Raw genomic sequence first — 17309 nt, forward strand, 5'->3', positions numbered from 1 at the left:
AAATATAAAAAAAATTTACAATTATATAGAAAATGCCTCTAAAAAAACAAGCAAGGTCATAAAAATTATTTATTATAAATTTCGACTTCTAACATTCTCTGAAACTATCACAAAAAATAAATTCTATATAAATAAATATCTTTATGAACGTTTACAAAAGCATTAAAAGCAGGTAATGTAGAAGTTTTTGTATAAGTGAATGAAATTACTTGCTATTTGCATTCTTATATAAATGAATCCCCGAATAAATAAAAATTCAAAAAAAACCTTTAACAAACCGATTTTCGACAATTTTTCGACAAAAAATAGAACAAAAAACCCTTAAAGCGTTTGCCTTAAGGGTTTTATAATTTATGAAAGTGCGGATAATAGGACTCGAACCTACACGCCTTGCGGCACCAGATCCTAAGTCTGGCATGTCTACCAATTTCACCATATCCGCGAAATTGTGAGTGCAAATATAAGCATTACTATGAAACTACAAACATCTAGAAGTAAAAAAATTTAATTATTTACGCTGAAAATCGGTTTTGTTCTTTAAACCATTCATTTCCAATTAAAACGACTAAAACACTTCCTAATACAAGTGAAGAACCAATTGTTCCCAAATTAAGTCCACCTTTATCAACCGATTTGGTCAATAAATCTCCGAATGTCGCTCCAAAGGGTCTGGTTAAAACAAAAGCAATCCAAAACAAAAGCACTTTTGAAATTTTCGTAAAGAAAAATAATACTCCCAAAACCAGCAGCAAACTACCAATAATAAGTGCTCCACCCATAAATCCAAGTCCAGAATCATCGGCTAGAAAATCACCTAAAGCAGTTCCCAGCGTATTTGAAATTAATATTGTCAACCAATAAAATAATTCTGCTTTTCGAGAATGAACATGGGTAACCGAAAGCGATTTTTCAGAAAAATACCAAATCGATAGCATCACCATTAACATCGAAAATAAAATCAATGAGCCAGTCAGATAGCCCAATCCCAAACTTCTATCCATATAATCTGAAATAGTTGTTCCGGCCGTACTTGTCGAAATAATTACCAACCAATATACAATAGGATTATACTTTTTTGCAAATAACTGAATTAGAAATGTTACCAGAAAAAACGTCAATAAGAATACAGAACTAATTCCATAACCCCAATTGAAAGTCATCGATAACATATCACCTGCAGTTTCGCCCAAAGTGGTAGCGCTAATTTTCATAACCCAAAAAAGTACCGTTACATCTGCAACTTTTTTAACAAAATCTTTATCCGTTTTATAATTCATGAGTTCCAAATTACAATTATTAAAATGACCGTTATTTATTCATTACAATTAACTTTAAACGACATCACATTCGTACATCAGTACATGCATTTTAATCAACCTTTAAGAAATACAAAAATTATGGGAAAATGCATTTTCAATTTGTATATTTGACGTTACAAACAATTACAACACCTTATGAACGATATTAAAAAATACGTACAAGAAAACAAACAGCGGTTCATCGATGAACTGATTGAATTGTTAAAAATACCTTCGGTCAGTGCCGATTCTGCTTATTCTCAAGACGTGATTGATACCGCAGATGCAGTAAAAATGCGACTAGAAGAAGCGGGTTGCGATAAAGTAGAAATTTGCGATACTCCAGGCTATCCTATTGTTTACGCTGAAAAAATGATTGATCCTAAATTACCAACGGTTTTGGTTTACGGTCATTATGATGTGCAACCGCCAGATCCAGTGGAATTATGGACTTCACCTCCATTTGAACCCGTTATTAAAAAAACGGATATTCATCCGGAAGGAGCTATTTTCGCACGTGGTGCTTGTGACGATAAAGGCCAAATGTACATGCACGTTAAAGCCATGGAATATATGGTAAAAACCAATAACCTTCCTTGTAACGTGAAATTCATGATTGAAGGTGAAGAGGAAGTAGGTTCGTCAAGTTTGAGCTGGTTCGTAGAACGCAATCAAGAAAAACTTAAAAACGATGTGATTTTAATTTCTGACACAGGGATGATTTCCAATACACAACCTTCCATCACCACCGGCTTGAGAGGTTTGAGTTACGTAGAAGTAGAAGTTACAGGTCCAAACCGGGATTTACATTCTGGACTATATGGAGGAGCCGTTGCAAATCCAATCAATATTTTGGCAAAAATGATTGCTTCATTGCACGACGAAAACAATCACATTACCATTCCAGGTTTTTATGATAAGGTAGAAGATCTTTCGGATGCGGAACGTGCTGAAATGGCAAAAGCGCCTTTCTCCTTAGAAGCGTATAAAAATGCGTTGAAACTAAACGATGTTTACGGTGAAAAAGGCTATACCACTAACGAGCGAAACTCTATCCGACCAACATTGGACGTAAATGGAATTTGGGGAGGTTATCAAGGTGAAGGTGCTAAAACGGTTATTGCAAGTCAGGCTTTCGCCAAAATATCCATGCGATTGGTTCCAAATCAGGATTGGCATGAAATCACGGATTTATTCGCCAAACATTTTGAAAGCATCGCTCCAAGTGGCGTGACTGTAAAAGTAAAACCACATCACGGAGGTCAAGGTTATGTAACACCAATTGACAGCATCGGCTATCAAGCGGCTGACAAAGCGTATTCAGAAAGTTTTGGTGTAAAACCAATTCCGGTTCGTTCTGGAGGAAGTATTCCAATCGTAGCTTTGTTTGAAAAAGAGTTAAAATCAAAAACTATTTTGATGGGATTTGGCTTAGATTCAGACGCAATTCACTCGCCAAATGAACATTTCGGAATTTTTAATTATTTAAAAGGTATTGAAACGATTCCTTTGTTTTATAAATATTTTGTAGAGCTTTCGAAATAGAATTTTTTCAATATAATCATATTCAAATCCGTTTATTCTTCAATGAGTAAACGGATTTTTTGATAAAAACAACTACGTACAAGCTAAAAAAATATTTCAGAAAAATCAAACCTTCCAATAATTTTCTATAAAAAGCAAAGCAACCATATCTGTTTTTTACATCTTATTAACAACAAAATCAAATTATTATGAAAAATATAATTGTCTTTCTTTCAGTTAGCTTACTTCTTTTTTCATCCTGTACTTCAGATGATAAATCAAAAGCAATTGTATCGTGTGGTCAAAATGCCTTTGTTTTAGCTGAAGAGCAATATGACGCTGTTGAAACGGATTATTACATTAGTACTAATGTTACTTTAAGCGGAAATTGTTTGTCAGTAACTATTGGCGCTAGTGGTTGCGACCCGAATAACTGGACGCTAAATTTATTTTCAACCGACGCCTTTTTTGATGTTTTTCCGCTACAACGTACGGCTAAAATTCAGCTGGTTATGAATGAACTATGTGCTGCAGCATTTGTAAAAACGGTTGTTTTTGATTTGACTCCCTACCAAATTTCAGGACCGAACAGCGTCTCGATAAATTTAGAAAGTGGGGACGAACCTATTAATTATCAGTATTAAATTTTTGGATATAAATTTGAAGGACACGTTCCTGAAATGAAATCCGTTTATTCTTCATTGAATAAACGGATTTTCTATTTCTAGCCATTTAGTTATGAACAACCTACAACACTTAGTAACATAATTCGTTTAAATTAGACTAATCAGTATCATCAATCAAATTCAATCATCATGTTACAATCATTTTTTATTTCTTGTTCAGGAGCTGACAAAGACGTACTAAAAACCTGTTCGGACGGAGAAAAGACCAAATTTATCGGTATTGGCGCCACCGTATTCTTCACTGCAGTAATGGCTTTTATAGCGGGTTCGTATGCTTTATACACTGTTTTTGATAATTATTATACCGCTACTTTTTTTGGATTTATTTGGGGATTACTCATCTTCAACCTCGACCGATTTATCGTTTCCACCATCAAAAAGAGAGACAGTTTTAAAAGCGAATTCATTCAAGCTACGCCTCGAATTGTTTTGGCAATTATCATCGCCATCGTAATTTCTAAACCGTTAGAAATAAAGATTTTCCAAAAAGAAATCAATACCGTTCTATTGCAAGAAAAGAATGCAATGGCATTGACCAATAAAAAAGAAGTGGCCAATTACTTTCAAGGTGACTTAGATAAAAACCAAGCCCAGATTGACAGTTTAAAATCCGACATTTACAAAAAAGAAAAAGAAGTGAACGATTTATATGCCGTTTACATTACTGAAGCCGAAGGAACTTCCGGAACTAAAAAACTCGGCAAAGGTCCAGTTTACAAAGAAAAAAGAGAAAAACACGACGCTGGATTGCAAGATTTAATTCTTTTAAAGACTACCAATCAGAAAAAAATTACTGACTTAGAATTAAAAGCAAAAACCCTTCAAGAGGATTTAGACAAAAAAATTTCCGAAACCCAACCCATTATCGACGGTTTTGACGGACTCATGGCACGGATTAATGCTTTAGACAAACTGCCATGGTTGCCTTCATTTTTCATTATGCTTTTATTTTTAGCTATCGAAACTTCGCCGATTATTGCCAAATTATTAGCTCCAAAAGGCGAATACGATTTGAAATTACGAGATGCTGAAATGGCTTTGCAAGCCACCATAAGCCAAGATAAGTACCAACGGGAATTATTAGTGAAAACGAGTGCGGAAATACACGATAAAACACATAACGACCTCTCCTCTGATGCCGAATTACTGAAGTCGCACTACCAAAAGACAAAAGAATTACTCGAAGAACAAGCTTCAAAGTTTATAAAGAAACAAAAAAAAACGTGGTAGTACTAAAGTGACTTTAAAACTACTTTGAATTGCAGAATAATTTCAAAAAATCACCTATATAAGTGGTTTTTTCTGAGTGTTTTTGTTTGTAAAAAAAGACATTTACAATTACTTAATCAGTCGAAAAAAGTTCTTTCATAATTTAAACTTCCTCAAACACTTCATTTTCTACACAATAAAAATTTATACTCTACATTTGTAGAATAAGAAAAAGTTTTCTACATTTGTAGAGCAAGAATTTAAAAAATGAAAATTATCCAATTAATGTCCGTAGTTATTTTTTGTACTTGTTTCTTTTCAAGTTGCAAAATCAATCAACGGAAAAACGGTGAGAAAGTCGGTAGATGGGTTTATAAAGATACTTTTATGAGCGTCACATCAAAGTCAAAAGGACGTTATAAAAAAGATTTTGAAGTTGGAACTTGGAAAGATTATATTGACCAAAGGCTAGTAACAAAACGAAAGTACAAAGACAGTATATGTTATACAACCAATTACCACAACAATGGCCAAATTAGAGCAATCGGCATTTCAAAAATGATTATTGAGGACGAACATCTTCATTGGTTCTTGTCCGGAGAATGGAAATTTTATGACTCAGAAGGCGTTCTTTTAGGAACAAAAATTTATGAAAAAGGCGAGCCAATATTAGAAACGTACACCGATTAAAAAATAAATAAAATGCAATTATCCAATTCAGAAGAACAATTAATGCAATATTTGTGGAGCATCAAAAAAGGATTTATGAAAGACCTTTTAGAGTGTTTCCCAGAACCGAAACCAGCTTCAACTACAGTTGCAACGTTATTAAAACGGATGATTGACAAGAAATTTGTGGGTTATAAAACAATCGCAAACAATCGGGAATATGTGCCTTTGGTTTCCAAAGATGATTATTTCTCAAAACACGTGAACGGATTGATTAAAAATTTCTTTAATGATTCTGCTTCACAATTTGCCTCGTTTTTTACCACACAAACTGATTTATCGGCTTCTGAACTACAAGAACTTCAACAAATTATTGACGTACAACTTAAAAAGAAACAACAATGATAGACTTTCTCATCAAATCAACCCTTTCGCTTGGAGCGCTTTATGCCGTCTATATTTTCTTGTTGGAAAAAGAAAAAATGCATCAGTTCAACCGGTTTTATCTATTGTTTGGTCTTGCTTTTTCATTTCTAATTCCATTTATTACTTTTGAAATTTATGTCGAAAATACTGCTATTGTCAGACAAAATACTATTCAAGCAATGCCATTTACAGCGGTAATTGTGGAAGAAGAATCAAATTATTTACCAATGATTTTGTGGAGTTTTTATGCCTTAATTACAGCCATTTTAGCAACACGTTTTTTAATTAATTTGATTGAAATTAAAAGAAAAATCAATTCGAATACTAAAGATAAAATTGAAAATTCTACTTTAATTTTACTGAATGAAAAGGTCTTACCTCACACTTTTCTCCATTATATTTTCATCAATAAAGACGATTTTGAAAACCGAAAAATTGAAGATGAATTGTTTACCCACGAACTTACTCATGTAAATCAAAAACACACTTTTGACATCTTATTTATTGAGTTTTTAAAAACCATTTTTTGGTTTAACCCTTTATTTATCTTGTATAAACGTGCTATACAACTCAACCACGAATTTCTCGCAGACGAAAAAGTCGTGACTTCTTATGATAATGTTCCGTTTTACCAAAATTTACTTTTGCAAAAAGCATCCACGAACACAAACTTTTACTTGGCCAGTAATTTAAATTATTTAGTAACAAAAAAACGATTAATTATGATGACAAAAAGCACATCGAGCAAAATGCTGTTTTTACGGAAATTAGCTTTAGCTCCTATTCTTTCGGCAATGATTTATTTATTTTGTATTGAAACTGTTGCACAACAAAGGAATGAAACTTTAAAAGCAACAACTGAACAAACTAAACTATCAGATGATAAATTAAGAGATATTTATTTTGCAGGAGTACGGTTCAAAGTATATAAAAAGGGTTACAGTACCAAAATTGAAACTGTTGGAAAGGATTTAATAATGGACAAATTATATGAAGAATTAACCACAGAGGATAAAATCAAATATAAAGTATGGCTACAAGTACCTAAAGCAAGGGTTAAAAAATCTCCAACAAAAGCCGAATTGGAAGATTATAAAAACAGTAAAAAATATGCAATTTGGATTGATGGAAAAAATGTACCTAATTCAGAACTGAATAAATACAATCCTGATGATATTGCGTCTTTTTCGGGAAGTTCAGTTTTAAAAAATGCGAGAACTAAACAACATCCACAACCTTTTCAGTTTTGGTTTTATACGCATCCCTATTTTGACAAAAATAAAATCGGAAAACAACCCACTAAATATGGTGGAGATAAAGTAGAGATTTTTGAAAATTTTCAGAAAGAAATAGTTACTCAAAAAATTTTAGAAAAACCTTTAGAACACAACGAAGTACCGGTCCAAACTGTATATATGGAAGATAAAGTTGACCCAAATGATTCAAATACAATTTACAATATGGTAGATAAAAGGCCTGACTTCCCAGGTGGAATACAAGCTTTCTACAATTTTGTAGGAGAAAATTATAAAACGCCCAATGTTAAAGATTTAAATGGGAGAATTTACATCCAGTTCATTGTTGAACCTGATGGACGTCTAACCAATATCAAATCAATGCGAGACATCGGTCACGGTACAGGTGAAGAAGCCATCCGGGTTTTAAAACTTTCGCCCAAATGGATTCCGGGCGAACAAGATGGAAAAAAAGTTCGTGTATTGTATTCTTTACCGATAAGCATCAAAAATTAATGACTTAAATCCACTTTTCGAAGTGGATTTTTTTGTTAATCCAAACTAGCTGTGTACATATATTTCTACAAATCCGCATCTAAAAGAGTAGCGTAATACCAAGCTTTGTTATAAAATTTTATTAATTTTGTCAAAATGAATTTGAATTTTTGATTTTAATATTAAAAATATTGGTAAACACATTTAGATTTTTAAAAGCTACAATCCATTTTAATGTTGTTAACAAAACTAAAGTTACCGGATTCATTTTAACACCGTAGCGAATCAGATAAGGGTTGATGTTTTTTGTCAACTCGTACGAGTGAATCACTATAATCAAACGAATCGGGAATTATTCTTTTATTTAAAAAGTATACCGGCAATCACATTAAAAACGAAGAAACCTATTTTGCAAAAAACCAACTCACACAAAACTTTTGATTTCCAGTTTATAAATCCAAATTTGATTTTTTCCAAAATCTTCTTTATTACTATTTTATTGATTAGTGTTAATTCTATTGCTCAAACTACATACAGTCCTTCATTTGAACAAACGGACCAATTAATTAGAGAAAACAAACTAGAAGAAGCTTATAAATTAATGAAAACCTATCAGGTTTCCTACCCAAATGATTTTATGACCACCTGGAAAACAGCACAGCTGGCTTATTGGACTTGGGATATTGACAATGCGAAACGGTATTACTTAGAAACATTAGCGTTAGACGAAAAAAATGTTTTAGTAAAAAATGATTACGCCAAAATGCTTTTTGCGATTGGCGATTATGACGAAGCTGCTGTTGTATTTGCTCAATTAAGGAAAAATGACCCGAATTCTCCTGAACTTTGGGGATACAGTGTTAAAAGCTATTACTATGATAATAAACTCAATAGAGCGATGCGTTTATTCAAAGAATTACCTGAAAGCTTGCAATCCAATGTAGATTTATATTATTTAAAAAGAGAAATCGCGTCGTATAAAGCAACAAATATCAACTTAGGAGTAAGTTACATTGATGATAATCAGCCAATGCAGACATTAATTCCCAAACTTAGAATTTCAAAAATGCAAAGTTCTTACCTAAATTGGTATTTTGAAGGGGCTTTTAATAAATTTTCTAACGATACTTTAAACAGCAGTTCGCAAACATTTAAGATTGGAAACAAATTTGATTTCAATTCTCTTAAACTAAAAGCGGATGTATTTGTTGGAACTACCATGTTGCCTACTGCAGAAGAAAGTGCCTTAATCGGTGGTTTACTTTTATCAAAAAAAGTAACAAAAGGAGTGGATTTACTTGCTGAGTTTTCACGCAATCCGTATTATTATTCGTTACCTAGTACAACCCATTTTGTATTACAAGATAATGTTGGCGTCGCGCTTTCCATAAGCGACATCGAAAAGTTTTCGGGAAATATTCAATTTCAAAATCAAAAATTTAATGATGACAATGTCATTGCGGCAACTTCATTATGGTTATTGTCTCCCGCAATTGGAACGAAAACAATTAATGCTAAATTTGGATATTCCTACGAAGCAATGGATTCGGAAAGCGACAATTTTACTGCTATAAAATCGATTGCACAAATTGTGGAAGATTTTGGAACAACAACTACTGTTGACGGGGTTTACATGTCCTATTTCACACCACAAAATCAAAAAATTCATAGTGCTTTATTAAACATAGAATTAAATTTGAGTCCTAAATTAGTAGTCAATTTACGAGGCAGTTATGGTTTTAATGCAAAATGGGACAACCCTTATTTATTTTTAAATGAAGATAGTTCTAATCAACTTTTTATAGATAAAGGCTTTTATTCGGACAACTTTAATCCAGCAAATTATAAAGCGGATTTGAACTATGAACTGAATAGAAAAATATCTGTCGGAATGAAATACGAATATTTCAAGACCGCCTTTTATACCGCAAATACATTTATGCTTAATTTAAATTATAAAATCATAAGTGAAAAATAAATTTTCTTATAGTAATTTATTTACTTTTTCTGAAGCCAAAGACGCAACTGTTTTTGACAAAATAGTATTGCTTTCGTTGGTAATTGCGGGATGCATCTCTATTTTATCTTTTGCCGATTGGTGGTTTAGAAGCGTTCACATCAGTAGTTTTTGGATGTATATCCTGCTTAGTTTTTGCCTGTGGTACAGCATTATTCGTTTAGTACTGATTTGGATTAACTACCTAAAAATAACGAAACCCAAAGCAATTCCTGCTCCACCTAATCTAAAAGTAGCACTATTTACAACAAGCAGTCCCGGCGAACCTTTAGAGATGTTCGAAAAAACGCTAGAGGCTTGCAAAAATATTACCTATCCACATACCACTTATTTGCTAGACGATACACAGGATATTCGGTTTAAAGAATGTGCCGAAAGACATGGTGCCGTTTGGCTAGAACTCGTAGGACTTCCGGGTGCGAAAGCAGGAAAAGTGAACGCGGCTTTACAAAGAACGACCGAAGATTTCATCTTAATTATGGATCCAGACCACATTCCGTTTCCCAACTTTTTTGATCATACTTTAGGATTTTTCAACGATCAAAAAGTGGGTTTTGTGCAAGTTGCTCAAGCCTATTACAACCAATACCGTTCCTTTACAGCTGCTGCTGCAGCGGAACAAACCTATACATTCTATGGGCCTACTCAAATGGGTTTATTTGGACTAGGTGGTGCTGTAGCAATTGGCGCCAACTGTACATTTAGAAGGAAAGCATTAGAAAGTGCCGGAGGACATGGCATTGGCTTAGCCGAAGATTTAATTACTTCCATTCGGATTCATGCCGCAGGTTGGAAATCAATTTACAATCCTGTAGTGGTCAGTCGGGGTTTAGTACCTGAAGATTTTGGCTCGTTTTGCAAACAACAATTAAAGTGGGCTCGTGGTGTTTTTGAAGTGACTTTTGTAGAGCTTCCCAAGTTATTCAAAAAGCTCACGGGATGGCAACGAATTTCCTACTTCACCATTGGCACCTATTACCTCAACGGAGTTATTACGTGTTTCTTTACCCTGTTTCCGTTCTTTTATTTTATGACGGGAATTACACCTACTAATATTCCTTTTGCCGAATTCATTTCAAGAGGCGGTATGATTGTCATCATTGCCGTTGCCATCTATTTATACGTTCAGAAATGGATGAGTGACACCCGAAGTGAACGCGGATTGCATTTTAAAGGAATGATTTTAAAATTTTCATGTTGGCCTGTATTTTTTCTAGGGTTTCTATTAAGCGTTGTAAATGCAGATATCCCATATATTCCAACGGCAAAAAAAGCGAGCATCGGAAGCATCAGTCCCTTTGCAAGACCTTTATACCTCATCGTGTTCTTCTATATAGCAACACTAGTTTCACTTTTCTTTTATCGAAGATACCACATGACGGAATATGATTTGTTAGAAACACGAGAAGCCGTCTGGTCAATGGTAGGTTTTGCAAGTGTGTCATTCATCATGAGTGTGATTGGCATTTATGCTGCATCTGAATCAAAACGTATGAAGGCCGAGGATTGTTGGGATTTCGTGGATTTAAAGCAAATCAAAACCGAAAGCCATTCTAATTTACAAACTTTAAATCAATAGCTATGGCACTTAAAAATAGTAGAATATTTATGACGGTAACGTCATTGTTAATAGGTATCGCAATCGTTTTTGGCTTGAGTAAATTGGGCAATAATTCAGTGGGGCCTATTGAGCAGTTATTAAATTCAATGCAGAATACCGTTCATGCAATCGAACAAAAAGGAATTATAAAAGAGCGCGAACAAACCAGAAGTGAAAAACTGAAATGGTTGAAAAAATACATCTACAATATTAACGAATTAAAAAACCCAAAACTGCTATTTATTGGTGCATTTGACAACAACGCAATTACGAATTTCAAGCCTATTTTAAATCTAGAGGATTCGCTAAGCATGACATTTCCTTTAATTCACATTTACACGGCTTGGGGAAATAAGAGAGATCAAGAATTCCCAAAAAAGCAGGTAATGGACATTAAAGATTTAGGGTCAATACCTGTAATAACGTGGGAACCTTGGCTCACCGACTTTGACCAAGCGGAACATCCAGAACTACGACCTACGGCAACGAGAGATAAAAAAGGAATGACGGATGTGGCAAACGGCGTTTATGACTTTTACCTAAAAACTTGGGCACTTGAAGCGAAAAAAGTACGAACGCCCATCATCATTCGTTTAGCGCATGAAATGAACGACCCCTATCGGTACCCTTGGGGACCACAAAACAATAAACCAAAAGAATTTGTGCTCGCTTGGAAACACATTCACGACCTCTTTAAAAACCAAGGAGTAACTAATATCATCTGGGTTTGGGCTCCCCATCCCGCTTACGGCTACTTCAACGATTATTATCCGGGTCCAGAATATGTAGATTATGTAGGGACAGGTACCTTAAATTATGGACCTGTTGTCAATTGGGGAAAATGGTGGTCTTTTGATGAAATTCTCGGAAACCACTACGAAGAATTGGCCGCTTTCAAAAAACCAATGATGCTAACCGAGTTTGCCAGTTTGGCGTATGGTGGCGATCGTAATAAATGGTACAACGATGCCCTGAGAGACATCCCTATCAAATATCCGCTGGTAAAATCATTACTGATATTTCATTTTGATGCTGATAATACCACCACACTCCAAGTACTAAACTGGAACATCATCAATGATAAAGAAATTTTAAGAACCTTCAAGTCAAATGTCGCCAAATGGCCGGATAGCTTGCAAATGAAGTAACACAACATAAAAAAATCCATTCAGTAACGAATGGATTTTTGTTTTATAGCAATTAGTAGGAATGTTCTGGTACTACAGCCCAAAGGTGAGGCTTCTTAAAGTCTACTTTTTAAATCCATCATTCCATGAAGAATTCTTGCAATTTCTATTTCGTTCTTTGATATAATTGAGTAGAAGATTATATGTTCACCTGATTTAAAACCTAATATTCCTTTCGATACTACATCATAGTTTCTACCAAGTCCTGGATTATTAGCTAAATAATCGCATGACGCCATAAGTAAATCATAATACTTTTCAGCTTGTATTTCAGACCAAGTTTCCATTGTATAATCCTAAATTTCAGATAAGTCATCAACAGCTTTATGTGTTAAATAATAGTTAGCCATTTGATGTTTTTCTTGCTTTTAAAACGTCTAGATGTTTTTTAGCATCAAAATCTACTGCACGTCCACTTTCAATTCCATCATTTATCGCTTTTCTTAAAGCTACAATTTTATTTTCCTCATCTTCTAAAAGACGAAGACCGGCTCTGACAACTTCACTTGCATTATTGAATCTTCCATCATTCACGCTGTGTTCAATAAAACTTTCGAAATGACTACCAAGCGATATAGAAGTATTTCTTTCCATAAATTTTTTAGCTAAGTTACCAAAAAATAGTAACTTTTAGAATTATTACGAATCCTTTTTTGGATTCACACCTAACTACATTTTACTCAAAATATCTTTTTTGAAAGCATCATATTCACCTTGCAAAATCAGTCCGTTGTCCAGTAACTTTTTATAATTCTGTAATTTAGCAAATAATTCATCTTGCGAAAGTTCAAGCAAGTCACTTTCTTTTGAATCCGGAATAGGGTCTGGAAATTGCTTTTCATCCCGATACCCTGACTGCTCAACCGGAATTAGGGTAGTAAAATCAGTCACTTCCTCCGTTTCCATCTCTTCAATCACTTCTGCTGGTTCTTTAAAACTTTCTTCCGGTACGGTTGCAATTACCTCCGGTTGCAAAACAATTGCAGCAGGGGCAGCACCACTCATCTTCAAAAGTTCCAACTGCTCTTTCGCATACGTATAAATCTTCCGTGCCTGAATTTTCGGCAAATAATCAATCGAAACCGTCAAATCAGTTAGCGTCGTAAACGAAAATTCCGAACCCAACAAACTTTCATTCACAAAAGTGTGCGAAACAGCTTCCCAATTATAATCGGTAAAATCCATCGAGAAACCCAAATTCTTAGGCTTGCAAATAATAATCCGCTTGTTTGTCAATACAATACTGTCTGGAAAAACGGTTACCGGTTTCTTCTGAACACCTATATAACCCACCTCTTCATTTTTCATTAACAAATCGGCCAACTTATTGGTGATTTTCTCTATCGCTTTTGGGTCTTGTTCTTCATTCAAGAACTTTTTGATGTGCTCGTTCATAGTCTAATAATTTATACGTAACAGTCCACTTACTCTTGCATTTCGCCCTGCAAAAATACTACCTAATTTTCTAAATTAATACCTTCCTTAACATTTTTAAGGCTTTCGCCAAATCACAAAAAAAAATCCCAATAGTACTTAAGCCTACTGGGATTTACAAAATAAACCAATCAAATTCTATTTTCCTTATTCCTTATCCTTACGTTCAGGAGCCCGCATTCGAGCGATGATGTTAGTAATAATATACTCGTCTTCCTTCCCAGACCCCTTAAAAACCAACTTCCCCTTTTCTGCCACAGTCGAAATATACGAATACAAGTCTTTATATTGCAAAATGTTAGCACGCACTAATTCTTTTCGAGCATTCATCACACTATTCTGCAACGTATTTAAATCCTCTAAAATTACAATCGTATCATCTAAGTAAGTCAAAAAATTAGTAGCCATTCCATTCGCCTCTAACGCCGCCTGATGAGCAACCACATACGGCTTCAAATTCCGTAATCCCAAAACTGCCGCTTCAATATCATCTCTATGCAACTCTTCCTTAACCTCAGAAACAACCGTAGTACTCAGCTCAGCATCCCGCATATACGAACTCAAAAAGTTCAAATTACCGTTCAATTCATCCGCCTTTGCATACAAAGATTGCGTAGCCGCCTTTTGTTTCTCCGTCAAATGCAACTTACCTTCCAGCTGCTTCACCTTATCAATCTGACCCTGAAAATCCCCCATATAAGCAACATTCAGTTTCGGAAATTTCCCTTCAATCTCCCGTTGATCCCGGGAGAAACTCACCATCAAAAAACTACCAAGAGGAACATACTCCTCAAATCTAACACTAAATGCCATAATTAAAAAGTTTAAAAATGAATACTAAATTTATAAAACCACAAAATAATTAAGTATCAAAAACCAGCACAGATCGTACCTTTTTCAAATCCAAAACCCCAAAGACCCACGCCACAAAGACAAATCTAAAAAAAGCCTACCGTACTAAACCTAAGCTTATTGTAAAAATAATAAAAAAACAATTACATTCTTAAAAAATTTTACAAACAACTAAAAATAATTTAAACCACCCGAATTCGTTGTCCAAATCCACTAAAACTTTAGCCTCCTATTTGTCATTGCGAGGAACGAAGCAATCCCATCAATTGCTCCACCTCATACAGCCCAATAAGAAAGAATCTTTACCACACTTTATGGCATAAAAAAAGAGGAGTATTAGTCCCCAACAATTCCACCCCCTCAACATTGTCATTGCGAGGAACGAAGCAATCCCATCAATTGCTCCAACTAATACAGCCCAATAAGAAAGAATCTTTACCACACTTTATGACATAAAAAAAGAGGAGTATTAGTCCCCAACAATTCCAGCCCCCAACATTGTCATTGCGAGGAACGAAGCAATCCCATCAATTGCTCCACCTCATACAGCCAGTAAGAAAGAATCTTTACCACACTTTATGACATAAAAAAAGAGGAGTATTAGTCCCCAACAATTCCACCTCCCCAACATTGTCATTGCGAGGAACGAAGCAATCCCATCAATTGCTCCAACTAATACAGCCAGTAAGAAAGAATCTTTTCCCGCTCGTGCCAATTCCTAAACTTATATACAAATCCATCACACCTCACTTTACCCGAAATCGTCCCCACTCGTCTGGCACCATTCCCGAAGGTCTGTCACTCTTCCCCGGTCGTCTGTCAATCTTCCCCACCCGTCTGGCAACATTCCCGAAGGTCTGTCAGCCTTCCCCAGTCGTCTGTTGGTCTACCCCGGTCGTCTGCCTGTCTACCCCGGCCGTCTGGCAACGTTCCCGAAGGTATGTCCGCCTACCCCCGTCGTCTGCCAATGTTCCCCAATGCACCCACAACCTCCAACCTTCGTTTTTCAACCACCCTATGCAATTTCCTCCTGCACCTTCTTACTCAAACTCTTAAACACCAAGTCATACGAGTCGGTAATCAGCTCACAAATCAATTTATCCGCCACATCGCCATGAAAAGTCACCGTGTTCCAATGCACTTTACTCATGTGGTAGCCTGGTTTTACAGATTGATATTGTTCTCTGAGTTGTAAGGCACGTTCAGGATTACACTTTACATTGACGGCAGGTGTTCCCTTTTCCCATCCTTTTAAAGACGACAAAGCAAACATCTTACCTCCTACTTTGAGCACTAGTGTCTCTTCGTCAAAAGGAAAATGTTCCGTCACTCCTTTTTTCGCCAAGCAAAATTCATAAAATTGTTCAATATTCATAATAAGGTGGGAGTTAAAATTTAGCAATTACCATTCAACAACAAACGTTTACAGCTTGTTAGAACCATATTTTTCAGGGTTTTCCCTCATGTAGCATATCAATTTTGCCAGCTCATCATTCATCTCCGAAAGTTCAGAATGTTTGGACTCCTTTAGATAACCACATTCCAATGCAAAGTCAAGCCATACCTGCGTTTCGGCGTTCTCAGCCTCCGCATCTATAAGTGCATTCAAGAAATTTCGGGGGTATATACGCTTCTTGTACGCTTCCGCAATCGTTGCCGAAACGCTCCGTGAAGTACGTCGCATTTGGTCGGTCAATGAATACTTCTCCTCCACCGGAAACTCTTTTGAAACCTCAAAAATCAACATCGCTACCGCAAATGATTTTTTATACCCTAATAAATCGTTATAATCCATCTCTGTTTTTATCTAAATCTACATGCTCTAATTTAAAACTTTCCTTGTCTTGGTTACTGCAAACTTTAAAACCGCTCTAACTATCGTATGGTATTACTCCAAAACATATAAAATTGGTTTACTCGGACTCGCATCGTTCACAAAAGAAGCAAGTTGCAAATTTAATAAATAACTTCCATCTACAATTTTATTTGGTACAAAAATCAGTTCCGTAATCGTACAATCCATTCGGGCGTCTGAATTTAATACCTTGACATCTTTCACATTCCAAAATGCTTTATGTGCCACTAATTTACCCTCATCGTGCTCTTTATCCACACTCGGCAAGTCAACCAGCAAGTGTTTAATCCCGCTTTCGCGAATAAAAACCGCCGCTTCTTCAGACAAATAAGGCGGATTGGTGTTGGAATAATTCAGATGTTTCTTCTCTTCTATGTTCGGCAACGTCCGAATCACAATTGCCTCCGGAGTTTTATTTTGCAAAGCCAATTCTACTTGCACTTTCGAAATAACCAAATCTTCCCCTACAGCTTCTGGGGTTATCGAAATCAATTCAGCCGTAAAAAAGAAGGTTTTCAGCGCCTCATTCACACTATAAAAGTCGTTCGTAATATGTCCCAAACACTCCGTATGCGTCCCATGAGCATGCGGATTAAAAAAGATATTATTAAAATTCGTCGCTGATTTTCCTTCCGAAACTTTCCCAATCCAATCGCCCAACTTCACAGGCTCAATCTCCGGAATCTCCTGATACCAAGCAATCGGATTTTCTGCAGTGTTAGAAAGTGGGAGTGAAATATCGAGTGGTCTGGAAAAATCAACGTTAATTTCGTTATTTTGTAGAAATAGTTTCGCTTTCAAATAAAAAAGTTTTAAAATTGT

The 17309-nt window shown here is 35.3% G+C and carries 17 protein-coding genes and 1 tRNA gene; 9 read left to right on the forward strand and 9 right to left on the reverse strand.

Annotation, left to right across the window (positions count from 1 at the left end):
• Nucleotides 1-360: 360 nt before the first annotated feature.
• Together ACQ5J2_RS01005 and ACQ5J2_RS01010 are read right to left on the reverse strand one after the other, a co-directional pair.
• Nucleotides 361-442: transfer RNA gene (locus ACQ5J2_RS01005), tRNA-Leu, on the reverse strand.
• 70 nt (nt 443-512) lie between these two features.
• On the reverse strand, nt 513-1277 hold the full coding sequence (locus ACQ5J2_RS01010) for a COG4705 family protein (protein ID WP_432671832.1): 765 nt from the start codon (nt 1275-1277) through the stop codon (nt 513-515).
• 177 nt (nt 1278-1454) lie between these two features.
• On the opposite strand from ACQ5J2_RS01010, the gene ACQ5J2_RS01015 reads away from it, so the two are divergent.
• The 9 genes from ACQ5J2_RS01015 (at nt 1455) to ACQ5J2_RS01055 (ending at nt 12307) form a co-directional block, all read left to right on the forward strand.
• Entirely contained in the window at nt 1455-2843 is a 1389-nt protein-coding gene (locus tag ACQ5J2_RS01015) for a dipeptidase (protein ID WP_432671833.1), read from the forward strand.
• A gap of 188 nt (nt 2844-3031) precedes the next feature.
• Nucleotides 3032-3466 carry a hypothetical protein gene (locus tag ACQ5J2_RS01020; protein WP_432671834.1) on the forward strand — a complete coding sequence of 145 codons (435 nt, stop codon included), beginning with the start codon at nt 3032-3034 and terminating at the stop codon, nt 3464-3466.
• 171 nt (nt 3467-3637) lie between these two features.
• Complete coding sequence (locus ACQ5J2_RS01025) at nt 3638-4738, forward strand: DUF4407 domain-containing protein (protein WP_432671835.1); 1101 nt, start codon at nt 3638-3640, stop codon at nt 4736-4738.
• Nucleotides 4739-4984: 246 nt separating this feature from the next.
• Nucleotides 4985-5407, forward strand: a complete 423-nt coding sequence (locus ACQ5J2_RS01030) for a hypothetical protein (RefSeq protein WP_432671836.1) — start codon at nt 4985-4987, stop codon at nt 5405-5407.
• Between the two features lie 12 nt (nt 5408-5419).
• The gene (locus ACQ5J2_RS01035) at nt 5420-5791 is read left to right on the forward strand and encodes a BlaI/MecI/CopY family transcriptional regulator (RefSeq protein WP_432671837.1); all 372 of its coding nucleotides are present in this window, start codon (nt 5420-5422) and stop codon (nt 5789-5791) included.
• A complete protein-coding gene (locus ACQ5J2_RS01040; RefSeq protein WP_432671838.1) occupies nt 5788-7563 on the forward strand; it encodes a M56 family metallopeptidase in 1776 nt (591 codons plus the stop codon). The genes ACQ5J2_RS01035 and ACQ5J2_RS01040 overlap by 4 nt, the downstream gene beginning before the upstream one ends.
• Before the next feature lie 301 nt (nt 7564-7864).
• Nucleotides 7865-9520, forward strand: a complete 1656-nt coding sequence (locus ACQ5J2_RS01045; protein ID WP_432671839.1) for a tetratricopeptide repeat protein — start codon at nt 7865-7867, stop codon at nt 9518-9520.
• The gene (locus ACQ5J2_RS01050) at nt 9510-11138 is read left to right on the forward strand and encodes a glycosyltransferase family 2 protein (protein WP_432671840.1); all 1629 of its coding nucleotides are present in this window, start codon (nt 9510-9512) and stop codon (nt 11136-11138) included. The genes ACQ5J2_RS01045 and ACQ5J2_RS01050 overlap by 11 nt, the downstream gene beginning before the upstream one ends.
• A 2-nt stretch (nt 11139-11140) precedes the next feature.
• The gene (locus ACQ5J2_RS01055) at nt 11141-12307 is read left to right on the forward strand and encodes a glycoside hydrolase family 26 protein (protein ID WP_432671841.1); all 1167 of its coding nucleotides are present in this window, start codon (nt 11141-11143) and stop codon (nt 12305-12307) included.
• A 95-nt stretch (nt 12308-12402) separates the two neighbouring features.
• Here the strand turns inward: ACQ5J2_RS01055 and ACQ5J2_RS01060 are convergent, their stop codons facing one another.
• The 7 genes from ACQ5J2_RS01060 to ACQ5J2_RS01090 form a co-directional block, all read right to left on the reverse strand.
• Complete coding sequence (locus ACQ5J2_RS01060; RefSeq protein WP_432671842.1) at nt 12403-12633, reverse strand: type II toxin-antitoxin system RelE/ParE family toxin; 231 nt, start codon at nt 12631-12633, stop codon at nt 12403-12405.
• Nucleotides 12634-12688: 55 nt separating this feature from the next.
• Nucleotides 12689-12940 carry a type II toxin-antitoxin system ParD family antitoxin gene (locus ACQ5J2_RS01065; RefSeq protein ID WP_432671843.1) on the reverse strand — a complete coding sequence of 84 codons (252 nt, stop codon included), beginning with the start codon at nt 12938-12940 and terminating at the stop codon, nt 12689-12691.
• A gap of 75 nt (nt 12941-13015) precedes the next feature.
• Nucleotides 13016-13741: a PH domain-containing protein gene (locus tag ACQ5J2_RS01070; RefSeq protein ID WP_432671844.1), complete on the reverse strand. Its 726-nt coding sequence runs from the start codon at nt 13739-13741 to the stop codon at nt 13016-13018.
• 186 nt (nt 13742-13927) lie between these two features.
• Nucleotides 13928-14593: a hypothetical protein gene (locus tag ACQ5J2_RS01075; RefSeq protein WP_432671845.1), complete on the reverse strand. Its 666-nt coding sequence runs from the start codon at nt 14591-14593 to the stop codon at nt 13928-13930.
• 1054 nt (nt 14594-15647) lie between these two features.
• Nucleotides 15648-16007 carry an MmcQ/YjbR family DNA-binding protein gene (locus ACQ5J2_RS01080; protein WP_432671846.1) on the reverse strand — a complete coding sequence of 120 codons (360 nt, stop codon included), beginning with the start codon at nt 16005-16007 and terminating at the stop codon, nt 15648-15650.
• Between the two features lie 48 nt (nt 16008-16055).
• Nucleotides 16056-16427 (reverse strand): four helix bundle protein, encoded by a 372-nt coding sequence (locus ACQ5J2_RS01085; protein ID WP_432671847.1) that lies wholly within the window; start codon nt 16425-16427, stop codon nt 16056-16058.
• 93 nt (nt 16428-16520) lie between these two features.
• Nucleotides 16521-17288, reverse strand: a complete 768-nt coding sequence (locus ACQ5J2_RS01090) for a cyclase family protein (RefSeq protein WP_432671848.1) — start codon at nt 17286-17288, stop codon at nt 16521-16523.
• Nucleotides 17289-17309 lie beyond the last annotated feature (21 nt).

It is taken from the genome of Flavobacterium sp. SM2513 (genome assembly GCF_050908145.1).
Taxonomy (GTDB): Bacteria; Bacteroidota; Bacteroidia; order Flavobacteriales; family Flavobacteriaceae; genus Flavobacterium.